Annotated in this window: 15 protein-coding genes; 7 read left to right on the top strand and 8 right to left on the bottom strand. The window is 55.7% G+C overall.

Translation table 11 applies throughout. The features are described from left to right. Positions 1-7: 7 nt before the first annotated feature. Positions 8-445, bottom strand: a complete 438-nt coding sequence (gene ppdD / locus ACWKXT_RS17575; protein ID WP_454533023.1) for a prepilin peptidase-dependent pilin — start codon at positions 443-445, stop codon at positions 8-10. Positions 446-619: 174 nt separating this feature from the next. Continuing rightward, the gene (gene nadC, locus ACWKXT_RS17570) at positions 620-1,513 is read right to left on the bottom strand and encodes a carboxylating nicotinate-nucleotide diphosphorylase (protein ID WP_454528340.1); all 894 of its coding nucleotides are present in this window, start codon (positions 1,511-1,513) and stop codon (positions 620-622) included. 87 nt (positions 1,514-1,600) lie between these two features. On the opposite strand from nadC, the gene ampD reads away from it, so the two are divergent. Both ampD and ampE read left to right on the top strand, forming a co-directional pair. Continuing rightward, on the top strand, positions 1,601-2,152 hold the full coding sequence (gene ampD / locus ACWKXT_RS17565; protein WP_454533022.1) for a 1,6-anhydro-N-acetylmuramyl-L-alanine amidase AmpD: 552 nt from the start codon (positions 1,601-1,603) through the stop codon (positions 2,150-2,152). 9 nt (positions 2,153-2,161) lie between these two features. Then, positions 2,162-3,016, top strand: coding sequence for a beta-lactamase regulator AmpE (gene ampE, locus ACWKXT_RS17560; protein ID WP_454528338.1), 855 nt, complete (start codon positions 2,162-2,164; stop codon positions 3,014-3,016). 18 nt (positions 3,017-3,034) lie between these two features. Here the strand turns inward: ampE and ACWKXT_RS17555 are convergent, their stop codons facing one another. The 4 genes from ACWKXT_RS17555 to ACWKXT_RS17540 form a co-directional block, all read right to left on the bottom strand. Continuing rightward, the gene (locus tag ACWKXT_RS17555; RefSeq protein ID WP_454533021.1) at positions 3,035-3,985 is read right to left on the bottom strand and encodes a glycoside hydrolase family 43 protein; all 951 of its coding nucleotides are present in this window, start codon (positions 3,983-3,985) and stop codon (positions 3,035-3,037) included. A 10-nt stretch (positions 3,986-3,995) separates the two neighbouring features. Beyond that, positions 3,996-5,393: a glycoside-pentoside-hexuronide (GPH):cation symporter gene (locus ACWKXT_RS17550; RefSeq protein ID WP_454533020.1), complete on the bottom strand. Its 1,398-nt coding sequence runs from the start codon at positions 5,391-5,393 to the stop codon at positions 3,996-3,998. A gap of 164 nt (positions 5,394-5,557) precedes the next feature. Then, positions 5,558-6,928 carry an aromatic amino acid transporter AroP gene (gene aroP, locus ACWKXT_RS17545; protein WP_454528336.1) on the bottom strand — a complete coding sequence of 457 codons (1,371 nt, stop codon included), beginning with the start codon at positions 6,926-6,928 and terminating at the stop codon, positions 5,558-5,560. A 46-nt stretch (positions 6,929-6,974) separates the two neighbouring features. Then, positions 6,975-7,202 (bottom strand): hypothetical protein, encoded by a 228-nt coding sequence (locus ACWKXT_RS17540; protein ID WP_454528335.1) that lies wholly within the window; start codon positions 7,200-7,202, stop codon positions 6,975-6,977. A 263-nt stretch (positions 7,203-7,465) separates the two neighbouring features. Here ACWKXT_RS17540 and pdhR point away from each other — a divergent pair, with 263 nt between their 5' ends. From pdhR to lpdA, 4 genes are all read left to right on the top strand, one after another. After that, a complete protein-coding gene (gene pdhR / locus ACWKXT_RS17535) occupies positions 7,466-8,230 on the top strand; it encodes a pyruvate dehydrogenase complex transcriptional repressor PdhR (protein WP_006173806.1) in 765 nt (254 codons plus the stop codon). A gap of 123 nt (positions 8,231-8,353) precedes the next feature. Then, entirely contained in the window at positions 8,354-11,017 is a 2,664-nt protein-coding gene (gene aceE / locus ACWKXT_RS17530) for a pyruvate dehydrogenase (acetyl-transferring), homodimeric type (RefSeq protein WP_454528334.1), read from the top strand. A gap of 14 nt (positions 11,018-11,031) precedes the next feature. After that, entirely contained in the window at positions 11,032-12,924 is a 1,893-nt protein-coding gene (gene aceF, locus ACWKXT_RS17525) for a pyruvate dehydrogenase complex dihydrolipoyllysine-residue acetyltransferase (protein WP_454528333.1), read from the top strand. 175 nt (positions 12,925-13,099) lie between these two features. After that, positions 13,100-14,524 carry a dihydrolipoyl dehydrogenase gene (gene lpdA / locus ACWKXT_RS17520; RefSeq protein ID WP_003856313.1) on the top strand — a complete coding sequence of 475 codons (1,425 nt, stop codon included), beginning with the start codon at positions 13,100-13,102 and terminating at the stop codon, positions 14,522-14,524. A 52-nt stretch (positions 14,525-14,576) separates the two neighbouring features. On the opposite strand, the gene ACWKXT_RS17515 is transcribed toward lpdA, so the two are convergent. Together ACWKXT_RS17515 and ACWKXT_RS17510 are read right to left on the bottom strand one after the other, a co-directional pair. Then, positions 14,577-15,368, bottom strand: a complete 792-nt coding sequence (locus ACWKXT_RS17515; protein ID WP_454533019.1) for a DUF2950 family protein — start codon at positions 15,366-15,368, stop codon at positions 14,577-14,579. 10 nt (positions 15,369-15,378) lie between these two features. Further along, on the bottom strand, positions 15,379-16,875 hold the full coding sequence (locus tag ACWKXT_RS17510) for a DUF3300 domain-containing protein (protein WP_454533018.1): 1,497 nt from the start codon (positions 16,873-16,875) through the stop codon (positions 15,379-15,381). A 399-nt stretch (positions 16,876-17,274) separates the two neighbouring features. On the opposite strand from ACWKXT_RS17510, the gene acnB reads away from it, so the two are divergent. Then, positions 17,275-19,872, top strand: a complete 2,598-nt coding sequence (gene acnB, locus ACWKXT_RS17505; protein WP_454533017.1) for a bifunctional aconitate hydratase 2/2-methylisocitrate dehydratase — start codon at positions 17,275-17,277, stop codon at positions 19,870-19,872. Positions 19,873-19,933: the final 61 nt, after the last annotated feature.

The raw sequence follows: 19,933 nt of genomic DNA, 5'->3' as shown, positions 1-19,933 counted from the left end.
CCGCTCCTCAGTTAGTGTCGAAGCGGAAGACGTCTTCACAGGCCTGCTTAAGCGCGCTGTCAGCACTGATATTGCAGTCACGCGTCCAGCCCGTCATGCCGTTGCCGTTGCTCCACTGCGGCGTCATGATTACCGTCAGCCCGTTAAGACTCTCCTGGCCTGTCAGGTTCACGACCCCTTTCGCCACGCTCATCCCCGAGACATAACGCGTCGTGGTGGGGGAAGGGATACCGTTACTGCCCGCATCGCAACTCTCTACGCCACCATGATCCAGCGCGCACAACTCAATGGCAGTGCGATAGGGAACGAAGGTTTGCAGCATATCGGTGAGAGCTGCTTTACGCAGGTAGTTCTGATAGGCGGGAACGCCGATGGCGCTCAGAATCGCAATAATGCCAATGACCACCATCAGCTCAATGAGTGTGAACCCTTGTTGTCTGTCCATATCTGCTCCTTATGCAAAGTGGCGCTACTTTGTCAGCGGGAAAGGGCAGAAACGAGAGGGAAAAAAGGGAACGGGAAGGGAGCTTCAGAGATTTCATCCCGCGTTGCAGTAAAGGGCAACGGAATTGCGAGCGAGGCTGAAATTCCCCTCTCGGCGCAGAGAGGGGAGCGAGTATTATTTGAAGCGCATTGAGAGATCGAGGGCGCGAACGTGCTTGGTCAGCGCGCCAACGGAAATGTAATCCACGCCGGTTTCGGCGAATTCACGGATTGTGTCGAAGGTGACGTTTCCGGACACTTCCAGCTGGGCCCGGCCGTTGGTCAGTTTTACCGCCTCACGCATTTGCTCTGTTTCGAAGTTATCGAGCATGATGATATCGGCCCCGGCCTTGATCGCCTGCTCCAGCTCTTCCAGGCTTTCGACCTCCACCTCAACCGGCACATCCGGATGCAGCCAGAAGGCTTTCTCCACCGCCTGACGCACTGAGCCAGAAGCAATAATGTGGTTCTCTTTAATCAGGAAGGCATCGGATAAGCCCAGACGATGGTTTGCGCCGCCGCCGCAGAGCACTGCATATTTCAGCGCGGTGCGCAGGCCCGGCAGCGTTTTGCGGGTATCCAGCAGCTGGGTTCGGGTGCCGGCCAGCAGGTCAACGTAGCGGCGCACTTCACTGGCGACGCCAGAAAGCGTTTGGACAAAATTGAGCGCGGTACGTTCGCCGGTCAGCAATACGCGGGAAGGACCGTCCAGCTCGAACAGCGGCTGATTGGCTGTTACCGCATCACCATCATCAACGTGCCATGTCACCTGTACATCGTCACCCGCCAGCTGAGTAAAGACCTCTTCAACCCAGCGCTTGCCGCAAAAAACGCCCTCTTCACGGGTAATAACGACCGCGTGCGCGCGTGACTCTTTTGGCAACAATTGTGCGGTAATGTCTTTTTCGGCATTAACGTCACCCCCCAGGTCTTCTTTCAACGCATGGGCGACGCTTGCCGGAATATCCATATTAATACGTTCCAGAAGCGCTTCACGTCGATGGTCGGGGTTATAGCGGCGAGGCGGCATGATAAAACTCCAAATTGGTAACGAATCATAATATTGAAACATGCTACTCTGAACCGAGTCATTGCACCATACAGAAGGAGTTCCAGCATGTTGTTAGAAAACGGATGGCTGGTGGATGCGCGGCATGTGCCCTCGCCGCACCACGATTGCCGCCCGGAGGATGAAAAGCCCACACTGCTGGTGGTTCATAATATTAGCCTCCCGCCGGGTGAGTTTGGCGGCCCGTGGATCGATGCGTTATTCACGGGAACGATAGATCCCAATGCCCATCCTTTCTTCGCTGAGATTGCGCATTTGCGCGTGTCGGCTCATTGCCTGATTCGCCGTGATGGTGAGGTGGTTCAGTATGTTCCTTTTGATAAGCGCGCCTGGCATGCCGGGGTATCGATGTATCACGGGCGCGAACGGTGCAACGATTTTTCCATCGGAATCGAGCAGGAAGGCACGGATACCACGCCTTACACGGATGCACAGTATCAACAGTTAGCAGCTGTGACCCGAACGATCATCGGGCTCTATCCGGCAATTGCTGACAATATTACCGGACACAGTGATATCGCTCCGGCGAGAAAAACCGATCCCGGCCCGGCATTTGACTGGGCACGGTTTCGCGCCATGCTTACCGCGTCGTCAGAATAAGGAGATACCATGACGTTGTTTACCATGCTGCTGGTCATCATCGCTGAACGCCTGTTCAAGCTCGGCGAGCACTGGCATCTGGATCACCGGCTGGAGGTGATATTCCGCCGGATTAAGCACTTTTCCATGCTGCGTACGCTGTTGATGATGGCGGGCGTCATGCTTGTTACCTTCCTGCTGCTGCGCTCGCTGTACGGACTGTTTTTCAACGTGCCGCTGCTGGTGGTGTGGATCCTGCTCGGCGTGCTGTGCATCGGTGCGGGTAAGGTGCGTTTACACTATCACGCCTACCTGAAAGCCGCCTCCCGTGACGATGCCCATGCGCGCGGTGCCATGGCGAGCGAACTGACGATGATCCACGGCGTGCCGCCGGACTGCGATGAACGTGAGTTTCTGCGCGAGCTGCAAAATGCGCTGCTGTGGATTAACTTCCGCTACTACCTGGCACCGCTGTTCTGGTTCGTGGTGGGTGGCCCGTGGGGGCCGGTACTGCTGATGGGGTATGCGTTCCTGCGCGCCTGGCAGACCTGGCTTGCCCGTTATCTGACGCCGCATGAGCGTCTGCTCTCGGGCATTGATGCCATCCTGCACGTGCTCGACTGGCTCCCGGTGCGTCTGGTGGGCGTGGTGTATGCGTTAATTGGTCACGGTGAAAAAGCGCTGCCCGCATGGTTCGCCTCTCTTGCGGACCGCCATACGTCGCAGTATCAGGTGTTGACGCGCCTGGCGCAGTTCTCGCTGGCGCGAGAGCCGCATACCGACAGGATCGAAACGCCAAAAGCCGCCGTCTCAATGGCGAAGAAAACCTCGTTTGTGGTGGTGGTGATTGTGGCGCTGCTGACGATTTACGGCACGCTGGTGTAAGCCAGCGCGCCGAAGCCGTTACAACGTATCAGCAGGCGGGATGCCGAAATCAGGCATCCCGTTTTCATTCCAGCGGACAAGCTTCAGGCGGGTATGACGGTTCGGATCGTACAGCGGGTCGCCCTCAATTTCGGTGTAATTTCTTGCGTGATACACCAGCACATCTTCCCCTTCCGGCGTTTGCGTAAAGCTGTTGTGGCCTGGCCCGTACTGGCGGTTCTCGTAGCTGGTGACGAAAACCGGGCGAGGGGATTTGTACCAGTTTGCCGGGTTTTGCGGATTGGCATTCAGGTCTATCCACAGTAGCCCCATGCAGTAGTTCTCGTCGGTCGCGCTGGCGGAATAGCTGATAAACAGCTTATCGCCGTGAACCAACACCGCCGGACCCTCGTTGACCCAGAACCCACGGCACTCCCAGTCATACTCCGGCTTGCTGAGCATCACAGGCTCGCCTTTCAGCGTCCACGGGTTTTCCATTTCGCACAGGTAGAGGTTGGAGTTTCCGGTGATGTCCGGCGCTTTTTGCGCCCACAGGTACCAGCGTTTGCCCTGATGCACGAACGTGGTGGCGTCCAGCGCAAAGGTGTCGAACGGCGTTTTTATCTGGCCTTTTTCTACCCACGTGCCGGTGAGCGGATCGCTGTCGGCACACTCAATAGCAAACATGCGGTGCTGGAACATCCCGAGTTGGTCGAGCGCCTGGGTGTGCGTCGCGGCAAAATAGATGTACCACTTGCCGTCAATGTGGTGCAGTTCCGGCGCCCAAATCAGCTGACTCATCGGGCCGGTCTCGGGCTTACGCCAGACAACGACCTCTTCAGCGTCGCGTAGCCCTTCCAGTGAGTCCGAGCGGCGGATCGCCAGCCTGTCGTACTGCGGCACGGAGGCGATAAAAAAATATTGCCCTTCATGACGCAGAATGTACGGGTCGGCGCGTTGTTCTATAAACGGGTTAGGCCAGTTATGCATGCGGCTTTCCTTATTTAGTCTCAGCGGCTTTGAGTTCCTGATAATCGTTCAGCTCGCGGTAGTTGGCGCGACGCTTTTCCAGATCGGACTGGATCTGCTTCATGGTTTCCCGGTCCACTTTCAGCAGACGTACTACGCCCGCGGTAATTAAGTATCCAATGCCGGGAATGACGGTAAAGAGCAGCACGATCCCGTTGATAGCGTCCGCGCTTTGCGCTTTTGCGCCCGCGTCGTAGCCGTACCAGGAGAGCAGGAAGCCAACCATCGCCCCGGCAATCGCCAGACCCAGTTTCAGGAAGAAGATATTGCCGGAGAAGCTGATCCCCGTGATGCGCTTCCCGGTTTTCCACTCGCCGTAGTCGTCCACGTCGGCCATCAGCGACCAGTGCAGCGGGGAGGGGATCTGGTGCAGGATGTTCAGCAGGAAGTAGAGCACCACGATGGTGACGATGGCTTTCGGATCGAAGAAATAGAAGGCGCAGGAGAATACCGCCAGCACGATGTTGGTCCAGAAGAAAACCTTCAGCTTACACCAGCGGTCGGTCAGCACTTTTGCCAGCACGCTGCCGAGCATCATGCCGACTACGCCCAGGCTGATAAACAGCGTGGCGAAGTGGGTGCTCTGGCCCATCACCCAGGTGACGTAATACATGGTGGCCGCCATGCGGATAAAGCCCGGGCAGACGTTGCACAGCGTCAGCAGCAGAATGCGTACCCACTGGTCGTTCTTCCACACGTCTTTCAGATCGTTTTTCAGTTCGTCGTTGGTCTGTACCGCCGGACGCACGCGCTCGCGCACCGTGGCGAAGCAGAACAGGAACATACAGGTGCCAATCAGCGCCAGGACGGTCATGGCCATCTGGTAGCCTTTGGCTTTGTTGTCCCCGCCAAACCAGTCAGCCATCGGCAGCAGCGTTAATGAGAGCAGCAGCGTGGCGATACCGACCAGCACGAAGCGATACGACTGGCAGGCGACGCGCTCTTTCGGGTCGTTGGTGATCACTCCGCCCAACGAGCAGTAAGGAATGTTGATGGCGGTATAGGTTAGCGACAGCAGGAAATAGGTGACAAAAGCATAGATAACTTTGCTGTTATAGCTCCACTCTGGCGTGGTAAACATCAGGATGCTGAACAGCGCGTAGGGGAACGCGATCCACAGCAGCCATGGACGAAAGCGGCCATATTTGCTGCGGGTACGGTCGGCAATCGCGCCCATGATCGGGTCCGTTACGGCATCAATCACGCGGACGGACAGCAGCAGCACGCCGACCAGCGCAGGGGCCAGACCAAAAATATCCGTATAGAAATAGTTAACAAACAACATGATGGCGCCGAAGATAATGTTGCATCCCGCGTCGCCCATCCCATAGCCGATCTTTTCTTTTACAGACAGTTTGTTGTTATCCATCGACAGCTCTCCGGTTTACGGTATGGAGAGAATTATTTGCTGGCAAAGGAATATATGCGTTGCAGTATCAGGGCGGTGATATGGATAAATGCGCTGTGGGCGTGAAAGTGTGAGGGAGATAACAACGCGCGGCACCCGCAAAAGCAGGCGCCGCTGAGAGAGGTTTAGTGCGCCTTCATCGCATTACGGCTTTTCTGGCTGAAGAGATAGCCCACGCCAAGCACGGCAATCCAGACCGGGATCAGGTAGACAGAAATCGCCATACCCGGCGTGATCAGCATGATCACCAGCACGGCCGCCATGAACAGCAGGCAAATCCAGTTACCCAGTGGATAGAGCAGGGCAGGGAAGCGCGTGGTGACCCCCTGCTGCTGTTTCGCGCGGCGGAACTTCATGTGTGCCAGGCTGATCATCGCCCAGTTGATGACCAGGGCAGAGACCACCAGCGCCATCAGCAGGCCAAACGCCGATTCCGGTGCCATGTAGTTAATCAGCACGCACAGCGCGGTCACGATCGCAGATACAAGAATCGTGTTTACCGGCACGCCACGTTTATCGACGTTGAGCAGCGCTTTAGGCGCGTTACCCTGCTGGGCCAGGCCGAACAGCATGCGGCTGTTACAGTAAACACAGCTGTTATAAACGGAAAGGGCGGCGGTCAGCACCACGATGTTCAGGGCGTTAGCGACAAACGTATCGCCCAGCTCGTGGAAGATCAGCACAAACGGGCTGGTGTCGGCGGTCACACGCGTCCACGGCAGCAGAGAGAGCAGCACGGCCAGCGAGCCCACGTAGAAAATCAGAATGCGGTAGATAACCTGATTAGTGGCTTTTGGAATGCTCTGCTCCGGGTTATCGGCTTCCGCGGCGGTGATGCCCACCAGCTCCAGGCCGCCGAAGGAGAACATAATGATCGCCATCATCATCACCAGACCGGTCATGCCATGAGGCAGGAAGCCGCCCTGTTCCCAGAGGTTGCGCACGGTTGCCTGCGGGCCGCCGTTGCCGCTGAACAGCAGCCAGCCGCCGAAGATGATCATCGCCACAACGGCGATCACTTTGATAATGGCAAACCAGAACTCCATCTCACCGAACACTTTCACGTTGGTCAGGTTAATGGCGTTGATAATGACGAAGAATGCCGCAGCGGAAGCCCACGTTGGGATCTCGGGATACCAGAACTGAATGTATTTCCCGACGGCGGTCAGTTCAGCCATGGCAACCAGAACGTACAGCACCCAGTAGTTCCAGCCCGAGGCGAAGCCCGCGAAGCTGCCCCAGTACTTATAGGCAAAGTGGCTGAAGGAGCCTGCGACCGGCTCTTCAACAACCATTTCACCTAACTGGCGCATGATCAGAAAAGCAATGAAACCCGCAATCGCGTAACCCAAAATAATGCCAGGACCGGCTGACTGGATAACGGACGCGCTGCCCAGAAACAGGCCGGTACCAATCGCACCGCCCAGTGCGATGAGCTGTATATGGCGGTTTTTAAGCCCGCGCTTTAGCTGATCGCCGTGCTGTTGAGCTTCCATTTGAAACCTCGTGTGTGGTTGTTATGTTCACGCTGTGCGTGTGTAATTATGAAAGTCCATATTCTGTATTTATTTCTTTACGGTAAACGAGACCGAAAAAAGCGGAGATGACTTCCGTAAGCGCCAGAATAGTGGTAAGTGCCTGCGAATGCACCTGCTTTATGAAGGGATGATGACCACTTGAATAAAAAGAAAGCATTTGTAAATCGGCCCGCTTATTCTTCCTAACCCAACCTATAGAATAGAAATGCTCCGTAAGTGGGCGAATTTTCATTATTTGCCTTGTTGAATCGCTTCAGATCGCAAAAACCCTCGTTTCATTATGGTTAAAACTCCCTCTTAGGGAGTAATCAACTCATTTGTGCAAAGTTACATTTCTGAAACGTTATTTCTGTAAGGTTGTTAAAATGTGCAGGGTTTACTGATTTCAATCAAAACCAATATGGACAGAAGGTGAATACTTTGTTACTTTAGCGATACGAAATAGAAATTGGTAAGACCAATTGACTCCGGGCAAAAAGGCGTAAGACAGGGAATATGGCCTACAGCAAAATTCGCCAACCAAAACTATCTGATGTGATTGAGCAGCAGCTGGAGTTTTTAATCCTCGAAGGGACTCTGCGCCCGGGTGAGAAACTTCCGCCAGAACGCGAGCTGGCAAAACAGTTCGACGTTTCACGTCCCTCTCTGCGTGAGGCGATTCAACGTCTCGAAGCAAAGGGCTTGCTGCTTCGTCGCCAGGGCGGCGGAACCTTTGTGCAAAACAGCCTGTGGCAGAGCTTCAGCGATCCGCTGGTAGAACTTCTCTCTGACCACCCAGAATCCCAGTTTGACCTGCTTGAGACCCGTCACGCGCTGGAAGGCATTGCGGCCTATTACGCCGCCCTTCGCAGCACTGATGAAGATCGCGTGCGTATCCGCGAACTGCATCAGGCCATTGAACGGGCACAGCAGTCCGGCGATTTAGACGCCGAGTCCAGCGCCGTTGTCCAGTATCAAATCGCCGTCACCGAAGCAGCACACAACGTGGTGCTCCTCCATCTGCTACGCTGCATGGAGCCGATGCTGGCCCAGAACGTTCGTCAGAATTTTGAATTGTTGTATGCCCGTCGGGAGATGCTCCCACTGGTAAGCAACCATCGCACCCGAGTATTCGAGGCGATAATGGCCGGGGAACCGGAGCAGGCGCGCGAAGCGTCGCACCGCCATCTGGCTTTCATTGAGGAAATCTTGCTGGACCGCAGCCGTGAACAATCGCGTCGCGAACGTTCATTACGCCGCATACAGCAACGAAAGGATTAAGCGCCAGGTACTTTTAGAGCGCGGCAACTAAACGCAGAACCTGTCTTATTGTGTTCTTGCCCAAGAGCACAATGGGACAGGTTCCAGACAAATCAACGTATTAGATAGATAAGGAATACCCCCATGTCAGAACGTCTCCAAAATGACGTGGATCCGATCGAAACTCGCGACTGGCTACAGGCGATCGAATCGGTCATCCGTGAAGAAGGTGTTGAGCGCGCTCAGTATCTGATTGATCAGCTGCTTTCAGAAGCCCGCAAAGGCGGCGTGAAGGTTGCTTCAGGTGCAGGGGCTAGCAACTACGTAAACACGATTGCCGTTGAAGACGAACCGGAATACCCGGGCAATCTGGATCTGGAACGTCGTATCCGTTCTGCAATCCGCTGGAACGCCATCATGACCGTTCTGCGCGCATCCAAGAAAGACCTGGAACTGGGTGGCCACATGGCGTCCTTCCAGTCTTCTGCAACCGTTTACGAAGTGTGCTTCAACCACTTCTTCCGTGCAGCGAACGAGAAAGACGGCGGCGATCTGGTGTACTTCCAGGGCCACATCTCTCCGGGCATCTATGCACGTGCATTCCTGGAAGGTCGTCTGACTGAAGAGCAGATGAACAACTTCCGTCAGGAAGTTCACGGTAAAGGTCTGTCTTCTTACCCGCACCCTAAACTGATGCCTGAATTCTGGCAGTTCCCGACCGTATCTATGGGTCTGGGCCCAATCGGCGCGATCTACCAGGCTAAATTCCTGAAGTACCTGGAACACCGTGGTCTGAAAGACACCTCTGAGCAGACCGTTTACGCCTTCCTGGGCGACGGCGAAATGGATGAGCCAGAATCTAAAGGTGCGATCACCATCGCAACCCGTGAGAAGCTGGACAACCTGTGCTTCATCATCAACTGTAACCTGCAGCGTCTGGATGGTCCGGTAACCGGTAACGGCAAGATCATCAACGAACTGGAAGGCATCTTCGCGGGTGCTGGCTGGAACGTGATCAAAGTCATGTGGGGCGGTCGTTGGGATGAGCTGCTGCGTAAAGACACCAGCGGTAAGCTGATCCAGCTGATGAACGAAACCGTTGACGGCGACTACCAGACCTTCAAATCCAAAGACGGTGCCTACGTTCGTGAGCACTTCTTCGGCAAATATCCTGAAACCGCAGCACTGGTTGCAGACTGGACTGATGAGCAGATCTGGGCTCTGAACCGCGGTGGTCACGATCCGAAGAAAGTCTACGCTGCACTGAAAAAAGCGCGCGAAACCAAAGGTAAAGCGACTGTCATCCTGGCCCACACCATCAAAGGTTACGGCATGGGTGATACCGCAGAAGGTAAAAACATCGCTCACCAGGTTAAGAAAATGAACATGGACGGCGTGCGTTATATCCGCGACCGTTTCAACGTTCCAGTGACCGATGAGCAGGTAGAAAACCTGTCTTACATCACCTTCCCGGAAGGCTCTGAAGAGCACAAGTACCTGCACGAACGTCGTCAGGCGCTGAAAGGCTACCTGCCAGCTCGTCAGCCAAACTTCACCGAGAAGCTGGAACTGCCTGCGCTGGAAGACTTCTCTCAGCTGCTGGAAGAGCAGAACAAAGAGATCTCTACCACTATCGCTTTCGTTCGTGCCCTGAACGTAATGCTGAAGAACAAGTCGATCAAAGATCGTCTGGTTCCAATCATTGCCGACGAAGCGCGTACTTTCGGTATGGAAGGTCTGTTCCGTCAGATCGGTATCTACAGCCCGAACGGCCAGCAGTACACCCCGCAGGACCGTGAGCAGGTTGCATATTACAAAGAAGACGAGAAAGGTCAGATCCTGCAGGAAGGTATCAACGAGCTGGGCGCAGGCGCATCCTGGCTGGCTGCTGCGACCTCTTACAGCACCAACAACCTGCCGATGATTCCGTTCTACATTTACTACTCCATGTTCGGGTTCCAGCGTATCGGTGACCTGTGCTGGCAGGCAGGCGACCAGCAGGCTCGCGGCTTCCTGATCGGTGGTACTTCTGGTCGTACGACTCTGAACGGTGAAGGTCTGCAGCACGAAGATGGCCACAGCCACATTCAGTCTCTGACTATCCCTAACTGTATCTCTTACGATCCGGCTTACGCGTACGAAGTGGCAGTCATCATGCATGACGGTCTGCAGCGCATGTACGGTGAAGCGCAAGAGAACATTTACTACTACATCACCACCCTGAACGAAAACTACCACATGCCGGCGATGCCAGCAGGTGCCGAGGAAGGTATCCGTAAAGGTATCTACAAACTCGAAACCATTGAAGGTAGCAAAGGTAAAGTTCAGCTGCTGGGCTCCGGTTCTATCCTGCGTCACGTACGTGAAGCGGCTCAGATCCTGGCGAAAGACTACGGTGTGGGTTCCGATGTGTACTCTGTAACTTCCTTCACTGAACTGGCGCGTGATGGCCAGGATTGTGAGCGCTGGAACATGCTGCACCCAATGGAAACCCCACGCGTTCCGTACATCGCTCAGGTGATGAACGACGCGCCAGCGGTGGCGTCTACTGACTATATGAAACTGTTCGCTGAGCAGGTTCGTACTTACGTTCCAGCGGATGATTATCGCGTTCTGGGTACTGACGGCTTCGGTCGTTCTGACAGCCGCGAAAACCTGCGTCACCACTTCGAAGTTGATGCTTCTTACGTGGTTGTAGCAGCACTGGGCGAACTGGCTAAACGTGGCGAAATCGATAAGAAAGTGGTTGCGGACGCAATTACCAAATTCAACATCGATGCAGAAAAAGTTAACCCGCGTCTGGCGTAAGAGGTAAAAGAATAATGGCTATCGAAATCAATGTACCGGACATCGGGGCTGATGAAGTTGAAATCACCGAGATCCTGGTCAAAGTGGGCGACAAAGTTGAAGCTGAACAGTCGCTGATCACCGTAGAAGGCGACAAAGCCTCTATGGAAGTCCCGTCTCCTCAGGCTGGCATCGTTAAAGAGATCAAAGTCTCTGTTGGCGATAAAACCGAGACTGGCAAACTGATCATGATTTTCGATTCCGCCGACGGTGCAGCTGATGCTGCACCTGCTAAGGCAGAAGAGAAGAAAGAAGCCGCTCCGGCTGCAGCACCTGCTGCCGCGGCAGCGAAAGACGTTAACGTGCCTGACATCGGCGGTGACGAAGTTGAAGTCACTGAAATCCTGGTGAAAGTGGGCGACACCGTTGCGGCTGAGCAGTCACTGATCACCGTAGAAGGCGACAAAGCCTCTATGGAAGTCCCTGCGCCGTTCGCGGGTACCGTTAAAGAGATCAAAATCAACACCGGCGACAAAGTGTCTACCGGTTCTCTGATCATGGTCTTTGAAGTGGCGGGCGCTGCGGCTCCAGCGAAATCGGAAGCTGCACCGGCTCCGGCTGCTGCACCAGCAGCGGCTGGCGGCGCGAAAGACGTTAACGTACCGGACATCGGCGGTGACGAAGTTGAAGTGACCGAAGTGATGGTGAAAGTGGGCGACAAAGTTGCCGCTGAACAGTCACTGATCACCGTTGAAGGCGATAAAGCTTCTATGGAAGTCCCTGCGCCGTTCGCCGGTACCGTTAAAGAGATCAAAATCAGCACCGGCGACAAAGTGTCTACCGGCTCCCTGATCATGGTCTTCGAAGTGGAAGGCGCTGCGCCTGCCGCCGCTCCAGCTGCCGCGGCTGCTCCGGCACCGGCTGCTGCACCGGCTCAGGCTGCTAAACCAGCCGCTGCACCTGCTGCAAAAGCGGAAGGCAAATCTGAGTTCGCTGAAAACGACGCTTACGTCCACGCTACCCCGCTGATTCGCCGCCTGGCGCGCGAATTCGGTGTGAACCTGGCGAAAGTGAAGGGCACCGGCCGTAAAGGTCGTATCCTGCGCGAAGACGTTCAGGCTTACGTTAAAGACGCGGTGAAACGCGCCGAAGCTGCACCAGCTGCAGCCGCTGGCGGCGGTATCCCGGGCATGCTGCCATGGCCGAAAGTGGACTTCAGCAAGTTTGGTGAAATCGAAGAAGTGGAACTGGGCCGCATCCAGAAAATCTCTGGTGCTAACCTGAGCCGTAACTGGGTGATGATCCCGCACGTTACGCACTTCGACAAAACCGATATCACCGATCTGGAAGCGTTCCGTAAACAGCAGAACGCCGAAGCTGAGAAGCGTAAGCTGGACGTGAAATTCACCCCAGTGGTCTTCATCATGAAAGCCGTTGCCGCTGCCCTTGAGCAGATGCCACGCTTCAACAGCTCCCTGTCTGAAGACGGCCAGAAGCTGACGCTGAAGAAATACATCAATATCGGTGTTGCGGTTGATACGCCAAATGGTCTGGTTGTTCCGGTCTTCAAAGACGTGAACAAGAAGAGCATTACCGAGCTGTCCCGTGAACTGACCACCATCTCCAAGAAAGCGCGTGATGGTAAGCTGACTGCCGGTGAAATGCAGGGCGGCTGCTTCACTATCTCCAGCATCGGCGGCCTGGGCACCACCCACTTCGCGCCGATTGTTAACGCGCCGGAAGTGGCTATCCTCGGTGTGTCCAAGTCCGCGATGGAGCCGGTGTGGAATGGCAAAGAGTTCGTGCCGCGTCTGATGATGCCAATCTCTCTGTCCTTCGACCACCGCGTGATCGACGGTGCTGATGGTGCGCGTTTCATCACCATCATCAACAACACCCTGAGCGACATTCGCCGCCTGGTGATGTAATCGATAAGCCGGCCGCTCGGCCGGCTTTTTTCTGATAACCTCATGGGGTTTATGAGGTTATGGGTGAAAGCGATAATTCGTGAGCCGTTTGTTGTTTCAAAATTGTTAACAATTTTGTAAAATACGGGCGGATAGAACGACCCGGTGGACGACGGGTATACATTAAGAGGTCATGATGAGCACAGAAATCAAAACTCAGGTCGTAGTACTTGGGGCAGGCCCGGCAGGTTACTCCGCAGCATTCCGCGCCGCGGATTTAGGTCTGGAAACCGTCATCGTAGAACGTTACAGCACCCTCGGCGGTGTTTGTCTGAACGTCGGCTGTATCCCTTCTAAAGCGCTGCTGCACGTAGCGAAAGTTATCGAAGAAGCCAAAGCGCTGGCTGAACACGGTATCGTCTTCGGCGAGCCGAAAACCGACATCGACAAAATTCGTACCTGGAAAGAGAAAGTTATCACTCAGCTGACCGGCGGTCTGGCGGGTATGGCCAAAGGCCGTAAAGTGAAAGTGGTAAACGGTCTGGGTAAATTCACCGGTGCGAACACCCTGGAAGTGGAAGGCGAAAACGGCAAAACCGTGATCAACTTCGACAACGCGATCATCGCGGCAGGCTCTCGCCCAATCGAACTGCCATTTATTCCGCATGAAGATCCACGCGTGTGGGATTCCACCGATGCGCTGGAGCTGAAAACCGTTCCTAAGCGCCTGCTGGTTATGGGCGGCGGTATCATCGGTCTGGAAATGGGTACCGTGTACCATGCGCTGGGTTCAGAGATCGACGTGGTTGAAATGTTCGACCAGGTTATCCCGGCTGCAGACAAAGACATCGTTAAAGTCTTCACCAAACGCATCAGCAAGAAATTCAACCTGATGCTGGAAACCAAAGTGACTGCCGTTGAAGCGAAAGAAGACGGTATTTACGTTTCCATGGAAGGCAAAAAAGCCCCATCTGAACCACAGCGTTACGACGCCGTGCTGGTGGCTATCGGCCGTGTGCCGAACGGTAAAAACCTCGACGCGGGCAAAGCTGGCGTGGAAGTGGACGACCGTGGCTTCATCCGCGTTGACAAACAGCTGCGCACTAACGTGCCGCACATCTTTGCTATCGGCGATATCGTCGGTCAGCCAATGCTGGCGCACAAAGGTGTTCACGAAGGTCACGTTGCCGCTGAAGTTATCGCCGGCATGAAGCACTACTTCGATCCGAAAGTGATCCCATCTATCGCCTACACCGAGCCAGAAGTTGCATGGGTCGGTCTGACTGAGAAAGAAGCGAAAGAGAAAGGCATCAGCTATGAAACCGCCACCTTCCCGTGGGCTGCTTCTGGCCGTGCTATCGCTTCCGACTGCGCAGACGGTATGACCAAACTGATCTTCGACAAAGAGACTCACCGCGTGATCGGTGGTGCGATTGTCGGTACCAACGGCGGCGAGCTGCTGGGTGAAATCGGTCTGGCTATCGAAATGGGCTGTGACGCGGAAGACATCGCGCTGACCATCCACGCTCACCCGACTCTGCACGAGTCAGTTGGCCTGGCGGCAGAAGTGTTTGAAGGTAGCATCACCGACCTGCCAAACGCGAAAGCGAAGAAGAAATAAGTTTCTTCAGATGAAAAAAGCGGCCTGAGGCCGCTTTTTTTATGCGCCGCGTTCAGGGGGTGACAGGCTGCCAGGTTTTATCCGGATGGTATGTGGTGAGGGCCTGCGCTTTCTGCGCCGAATCGCTGCCAAGGTCTGATTGATACACTTTATCTTCCTGGTTTATCACGAAGCTCATTACGCCCGTTTGACCATAGCTGACCGGCCAGGCCACCATCGCAAAGCCGGTATTATCCGGCAGGATACGGAAGCGATAGCCGTGATAGCCCATACCTGGCTCCGGCGGGCTGAAGGCGGGACCCAGCGGGCTTGGCGCTTCGCCCGGCGAAACGGGCCAGTACAGGCCGTCTTTTAGCCCTGGCGTGCTGACAATCTTCTGCGCATAGCGGTGGTTCATGGCGTAGTAGCTCTGCTGTGCGTCGACGTAGGCGTGCAGCGCTTCGATAGCCGCGAGTTCGTTGCGGCCGATTTCGCGGGTCAGGATCTCATCCGCCGCTTTCTGCATATCAAATTGCCAGCCCTCTTTTTTCTTCACTACCGGTATGGGGAGTTGCCAGCCGTTATCGCCAACTGACAGATGGGCTATATCGCCGCTGATTTCGGTACGATGGTATATCTTCCAGTCACGCAGGAATCGAGCCACCGCCTCCGGATCAACTCCTTCAGGTGGCAGATAGTCGCGCCAGTTATCCCCCAGCAGGTCGGCCATCGCGCGCTCATTCTGCTCGCTGATGGCCTTCGTCAGGGCATTGGCCGCCTGCTCAGGCGTGGAGAAGGATTGCTGGGCGCAGACGAAGGTGGATACCATCAACAACAGCATTCCACCGATCGGTTTCATGTTCATAGCGGCTCCCTTAACGACGGTGGAATTCACGGTGTTCGGTATGGTGTTCGGACAGCTGCTGGTGGAAGCTGGCACGCTGCTCACTGTTCAGCGACACGTGCTGGCGGCTTTGCAGCCCGCGCTGGTGCTGGGCCTGCCAGCTGGCCGAACGGCTGTCGTTGCCGCTCAGGGCGTTTGCCCGCAGCGGCTGATGCTGAACCTGCGTCGGGCGTCTGGTTTGCGCAAGAGTATTATTCATCTGTTGTGCGTGGGGCCGCGCGCTGTCGTAGCCGCGATAGTTGCTGCGCTGAGAGAGCTGTTTCAGCTGCTGCGCGGACGCTGAATGTTGCGGGAAATGCGCGTCGCCATGCTGTAGCTGTGTGAGGGTTTTGCCCGTCGACTGCTGTACCTGCGCCATCGCAGCCTGCCGCTGGCTATCGCGGTTGACCGGCTGCTGCCGGGTAGCGCTCAACCCGCCCGGCACTGAAGTCTGATGATAGCGGCTGGCAAGCTGGCTATTGGCGTAGGGCACGCCGTTGCGGTAGGCCGGATTATGCTGCCAGACCTGATGATTATCGGTAAGGTGCTCACCGGTGATCTTATTGAAGTTATTAACATTAATATTAATGTTATCGCCGTTATGCGAATAACCGCCGTGGTGATCGTCATCATGATCGTGATGGTGATCGTCGTCATCGTCCCAGTCGATATTACTGAACAGCGCATAGGTAGTGGCTACGCCGAGGCTATAGCCAAAGCCTCTGACAAAACTATTGGTAAACTGCTGGCCGGGGGACGGGGGCAGATACACCGGCGGATAGCTGGCGTTTGGCCACGTACCGTAAACGGTGGAAGGGTTGTAGGTAGGGACATAAACCACCTGTGGATCGGCTGGCTCAATTTTAATCACCGTCGGACTAGCCGACGTTGACGTCGCGGCTGTACTGGTGGAGGCTGGCGCAGATTTTTTCACGGTGGTGACGGTCTGCTGCGGGGTGGATTGCAACGTGCCTGTCTGCTGCGCCAGCAGGCGCAGACGCTGCACGGAATCCATCACATCCTTTGGCTGGGCCAGAAAGGCGTCGCCGAGGCTCTGTACCCACGACGGGTTTTCCCCCATCAGCGACATTAACTGCGGAAAGGCGACCAGCGATTTTACGCTGGCATCCCATGGCTGCCCGCTGACCGCCTGAATGGCGGCATCGCCCTGCATTTTAGGGTTGTCCTTTGACCACTGGGCGGCCTGAATCACGCTCGCCGGATAGGTTGAGGCCATCAGAATTTGCGACAGCAGCGCGTCGGGGTAGAGCGCAATAGGCGCGGTCCACTGATCGATCTGCGCGGCGGTATAGGCCGGAGTCGCCACCGGGGCAGGCTGTGCTGCCGGGTCGGGGAGCTGCGGGGCTACCGACGCAGGTGCGGGAGCGGGTTCCGTTGCGCGGCTTTTGACGAACATGACGCCAGAAGCGGCAAACAGCCCGGCACTGCACAGAAGGACAAGCAGATGTGGCTTAAAGGGCAACTTCATATAATGACTCCAACGAGACAAGTGCTGTGCCGTGAGGCGTTACGGTTGGCGCGAGTATTATTCACCCGTCTTTTACTGTTTTGACTTTTCTTGGGAAACCACCGGAGCGTCCGGATAAAGAGTGTGAGTATTTATTACACAATTATATCTGATGAAGAAAAAAATGAAGCGTCACGGTGCAGAAGACACCGTAAAACGAAGCACTAAATCGGCACTACACCATGCTTAACGATTCAGCAAATTTTTTAATGTTGCTTTTTTGTAAACGGATTAACACTGTGCAGAAATCCTGCTATGCTGCCCGACGCGGTATCGGGCATTTACCCTACAAACTGCTGTCTCACAGGAGCGTGAAGAGAACGCCCGCCGCATATGACAATGAGAGCGAGGAGAACCGTCGTGCTAGAAGAATACCGTAAGCACGTAGCAGAACGTGCCGCCGAGGGAATTGTACCCAAACCTTTAGATGCAACCCAAATGGCCGCGCTCGTCGAGCTGCTGAAGAACCCGCCTGAGGGCGAAGAAGAATTCCTGTTAGATCTGCTGATCAACCGTGTACCGCCTGGCGTAGATGAAGCTGCCTACGTAAAAGCCGGATTCCTTGCTGCTATCGCTAAAGGCGAAGCCACCTCCCCACTGGTTACTCCTGAAAAAGCCATTGAACTGCTCGGCACCATGCAGGGCGGCTATAACATTCATCCGCTGATTGACGCGCTGGATAACGACAAGCTGGCACCCATTGCCGCTAAAGCGCTCTCTTCCACGCTGCTGATGTTCGATAACTTCTACGATGTAGAAGAAAAAGCCAAAGCGGGGAACGTCTATGCGAAGCAGGTGATGCAGTCCTGGGCTGATGCCGAATGGTTCCTGAACCGTCCAGCTCTGGCTGAAAAAATCACCGTGACCGTCTTTAAGGTGACCGGTGAAACCAACACCGATGACCTCTCTCCGGCAACGGATGCATGGTCTCGCCCGGATATCCCTCTGCACGCCCTGGCGATGCTGAAAAACGCCCGTGAAGGCATTGAGCCGGATCAGCCGGGCGTTGTTGGCCCGATCAAACAGATCGAAGCACTTCAGAAGAAAGGCTTCCCGCTGGCTTATGTCGGTGACGTGGTCGGTACCGGTTCTTCCCGTAAATCCGCCACCAACTCCGTGCTGTGGTTCATGGGCGACGACATTCCGCACGTGCCGAACAAGCGCGGCGGCGGCCTGTGCCTCGGCGGCAAAATTGCGCCAATCTTCTTCAACACCATGGAAGATGCGGGCGCGCTGCCAATTGAAGTGGACGTGAGCAACCTGAACATGGGCGACGTGATTGACGTTTACCCGTACAAAGGCGAAGTGCGCAACCACGAAACCAACGAACTGCTGGCCAGCTTCGAGCTGAAAACCGACGTGCTGATCGACGAAGTGCGTGCCGGTGGCCGTATTCCGCTGATCATCGGCCGTGGCCTGACCACCAAAGCGCGTGAAGCGCTGGGGCTGCCGCACTCCGACGTTTTCCGTCACGCGAAAGATGTGGCAGAAAGCAACCGCGGCTTCTCGCTGGCACAGAAAATGGTGGGTCGCGCGTGCGGCGTCGCCGGTATCCGTCCTGGCGCGTACTGCGAGCCGAAGATGACCTCCGTGGGCTCTCAGGACACCACGGGCCCAATGACCCGTGACGAACTGAAAGACCTGGCGTGCCTGGGCTTCTCGTCTGACCTGGTGATGCAGTCCTTCTGTCACACGGCGGCGTATCCGAAGCCGGTTGACGTGACCACGCACCACACGCTGCCAGACTTCATCATGAACCGTGGTGGTGTGTCACTCCGTCCGGGTGACGGCGTGATTCACTCCTGGCTGAACCGCATGCTGCTGCCCGATACCGTGGGGACCGGCGGTGACTCCCATACCCGTTTCCCAATCGGTATCTCCTTCCCGGCGGGCTCCGGCTTGGTGGCGTTTGCCGCAGCAACCGGAGTAATGCCGCTGGACATGCCGGAATCGGTACTGGTTCGCTTTAAAGGCAAAATGCAGCCGGGCATTACCCTGCGCGACCTGGTGCACGCGATCCCGCTGTATGCGATTAAACAGGGCCTGCTTACCGTTGAGAAGAAAGGGAAGAAAAACATCTTCTCTGGCCGCATTCTGGAAATTGAAGGTCTGCCGGATCTGAAAGTTGAGCAGGCGTTCGAGCTGACCGATGCCTCTGCCGAGCGTTCTGCTGCGGGCTGTACCATCAAGCTGAACAAAGAGCCGATTATTGAGTACCTGACCTCCAACATCGTGCTGCTGAAATGGATGATTGCAGAAGGCTACGGCGACCGTCGTACTCTGGAGCGTCGTATTCAGGGCATGGAAAAATGGCTGGCGGATCCGCAACTGCTGGAAGCTGACGCAGACGCAGAGTACGCGGCGGTGATCGACATCGATCTGGCGGATATCAAAGAGCCAATCCTGTGTGCGCCGAACGATCCGGACGATGCGCGTCCGCTGTCTGCCGTGCAGGGTGAAAAAATCGACGAAGTGTTCATCGGCTCCTGCATGACCAACATCGGCCACTTCCGTGCTGCCGGTAAGCTGCTGGATACCCACAAAGGCCAGCTGCCAACCCGTCTGTGGGTGGCACCGCCAACCCGTATGGACGCGGCACAGCTGACCGAAGAGGGTTACTACAGCGTGTTTGGTAAGAGCGGTGCGCGTATTGAAATCCCTGGCTGTTCCCTGTGTATGGGCAACCAGGCGCGTGTGGCTGACGGTGCGACGGTGGTGTCCACCTCTACCCGTAACTTCCCGAACCGTTTAGGTACGGGTGCGAACGTTTACCTGGCTTCTGCGGAGCTGGCGGCGGTTGCGGCGCTGATCGGCAAACTGCCAACGCCGGAAGAGTACCAGACCTTCGTGGCTCAGGTGGATAAGACGGCGGTGGATACCTATCGCTATCTGAACTTCGACCAGCTTTCTCAGTACACCGAGAAGGCTGACGGGGTTATCTTCCAGACGGCGGTATAAACAGCAAAACCGTCTCTACGAGACGGTTTTTAGTGTTTGCATCCTCTCCCGTGGGAGAGGG

The sequence above is a fragment of the Enterobacter sp. UPMP701 genome (genome assembly GCF_053709515.1).
Note: the sequence above shows the minus strand (reverse complement) of the source record. Positions and strands in the feature narration are given on the sequence as shown.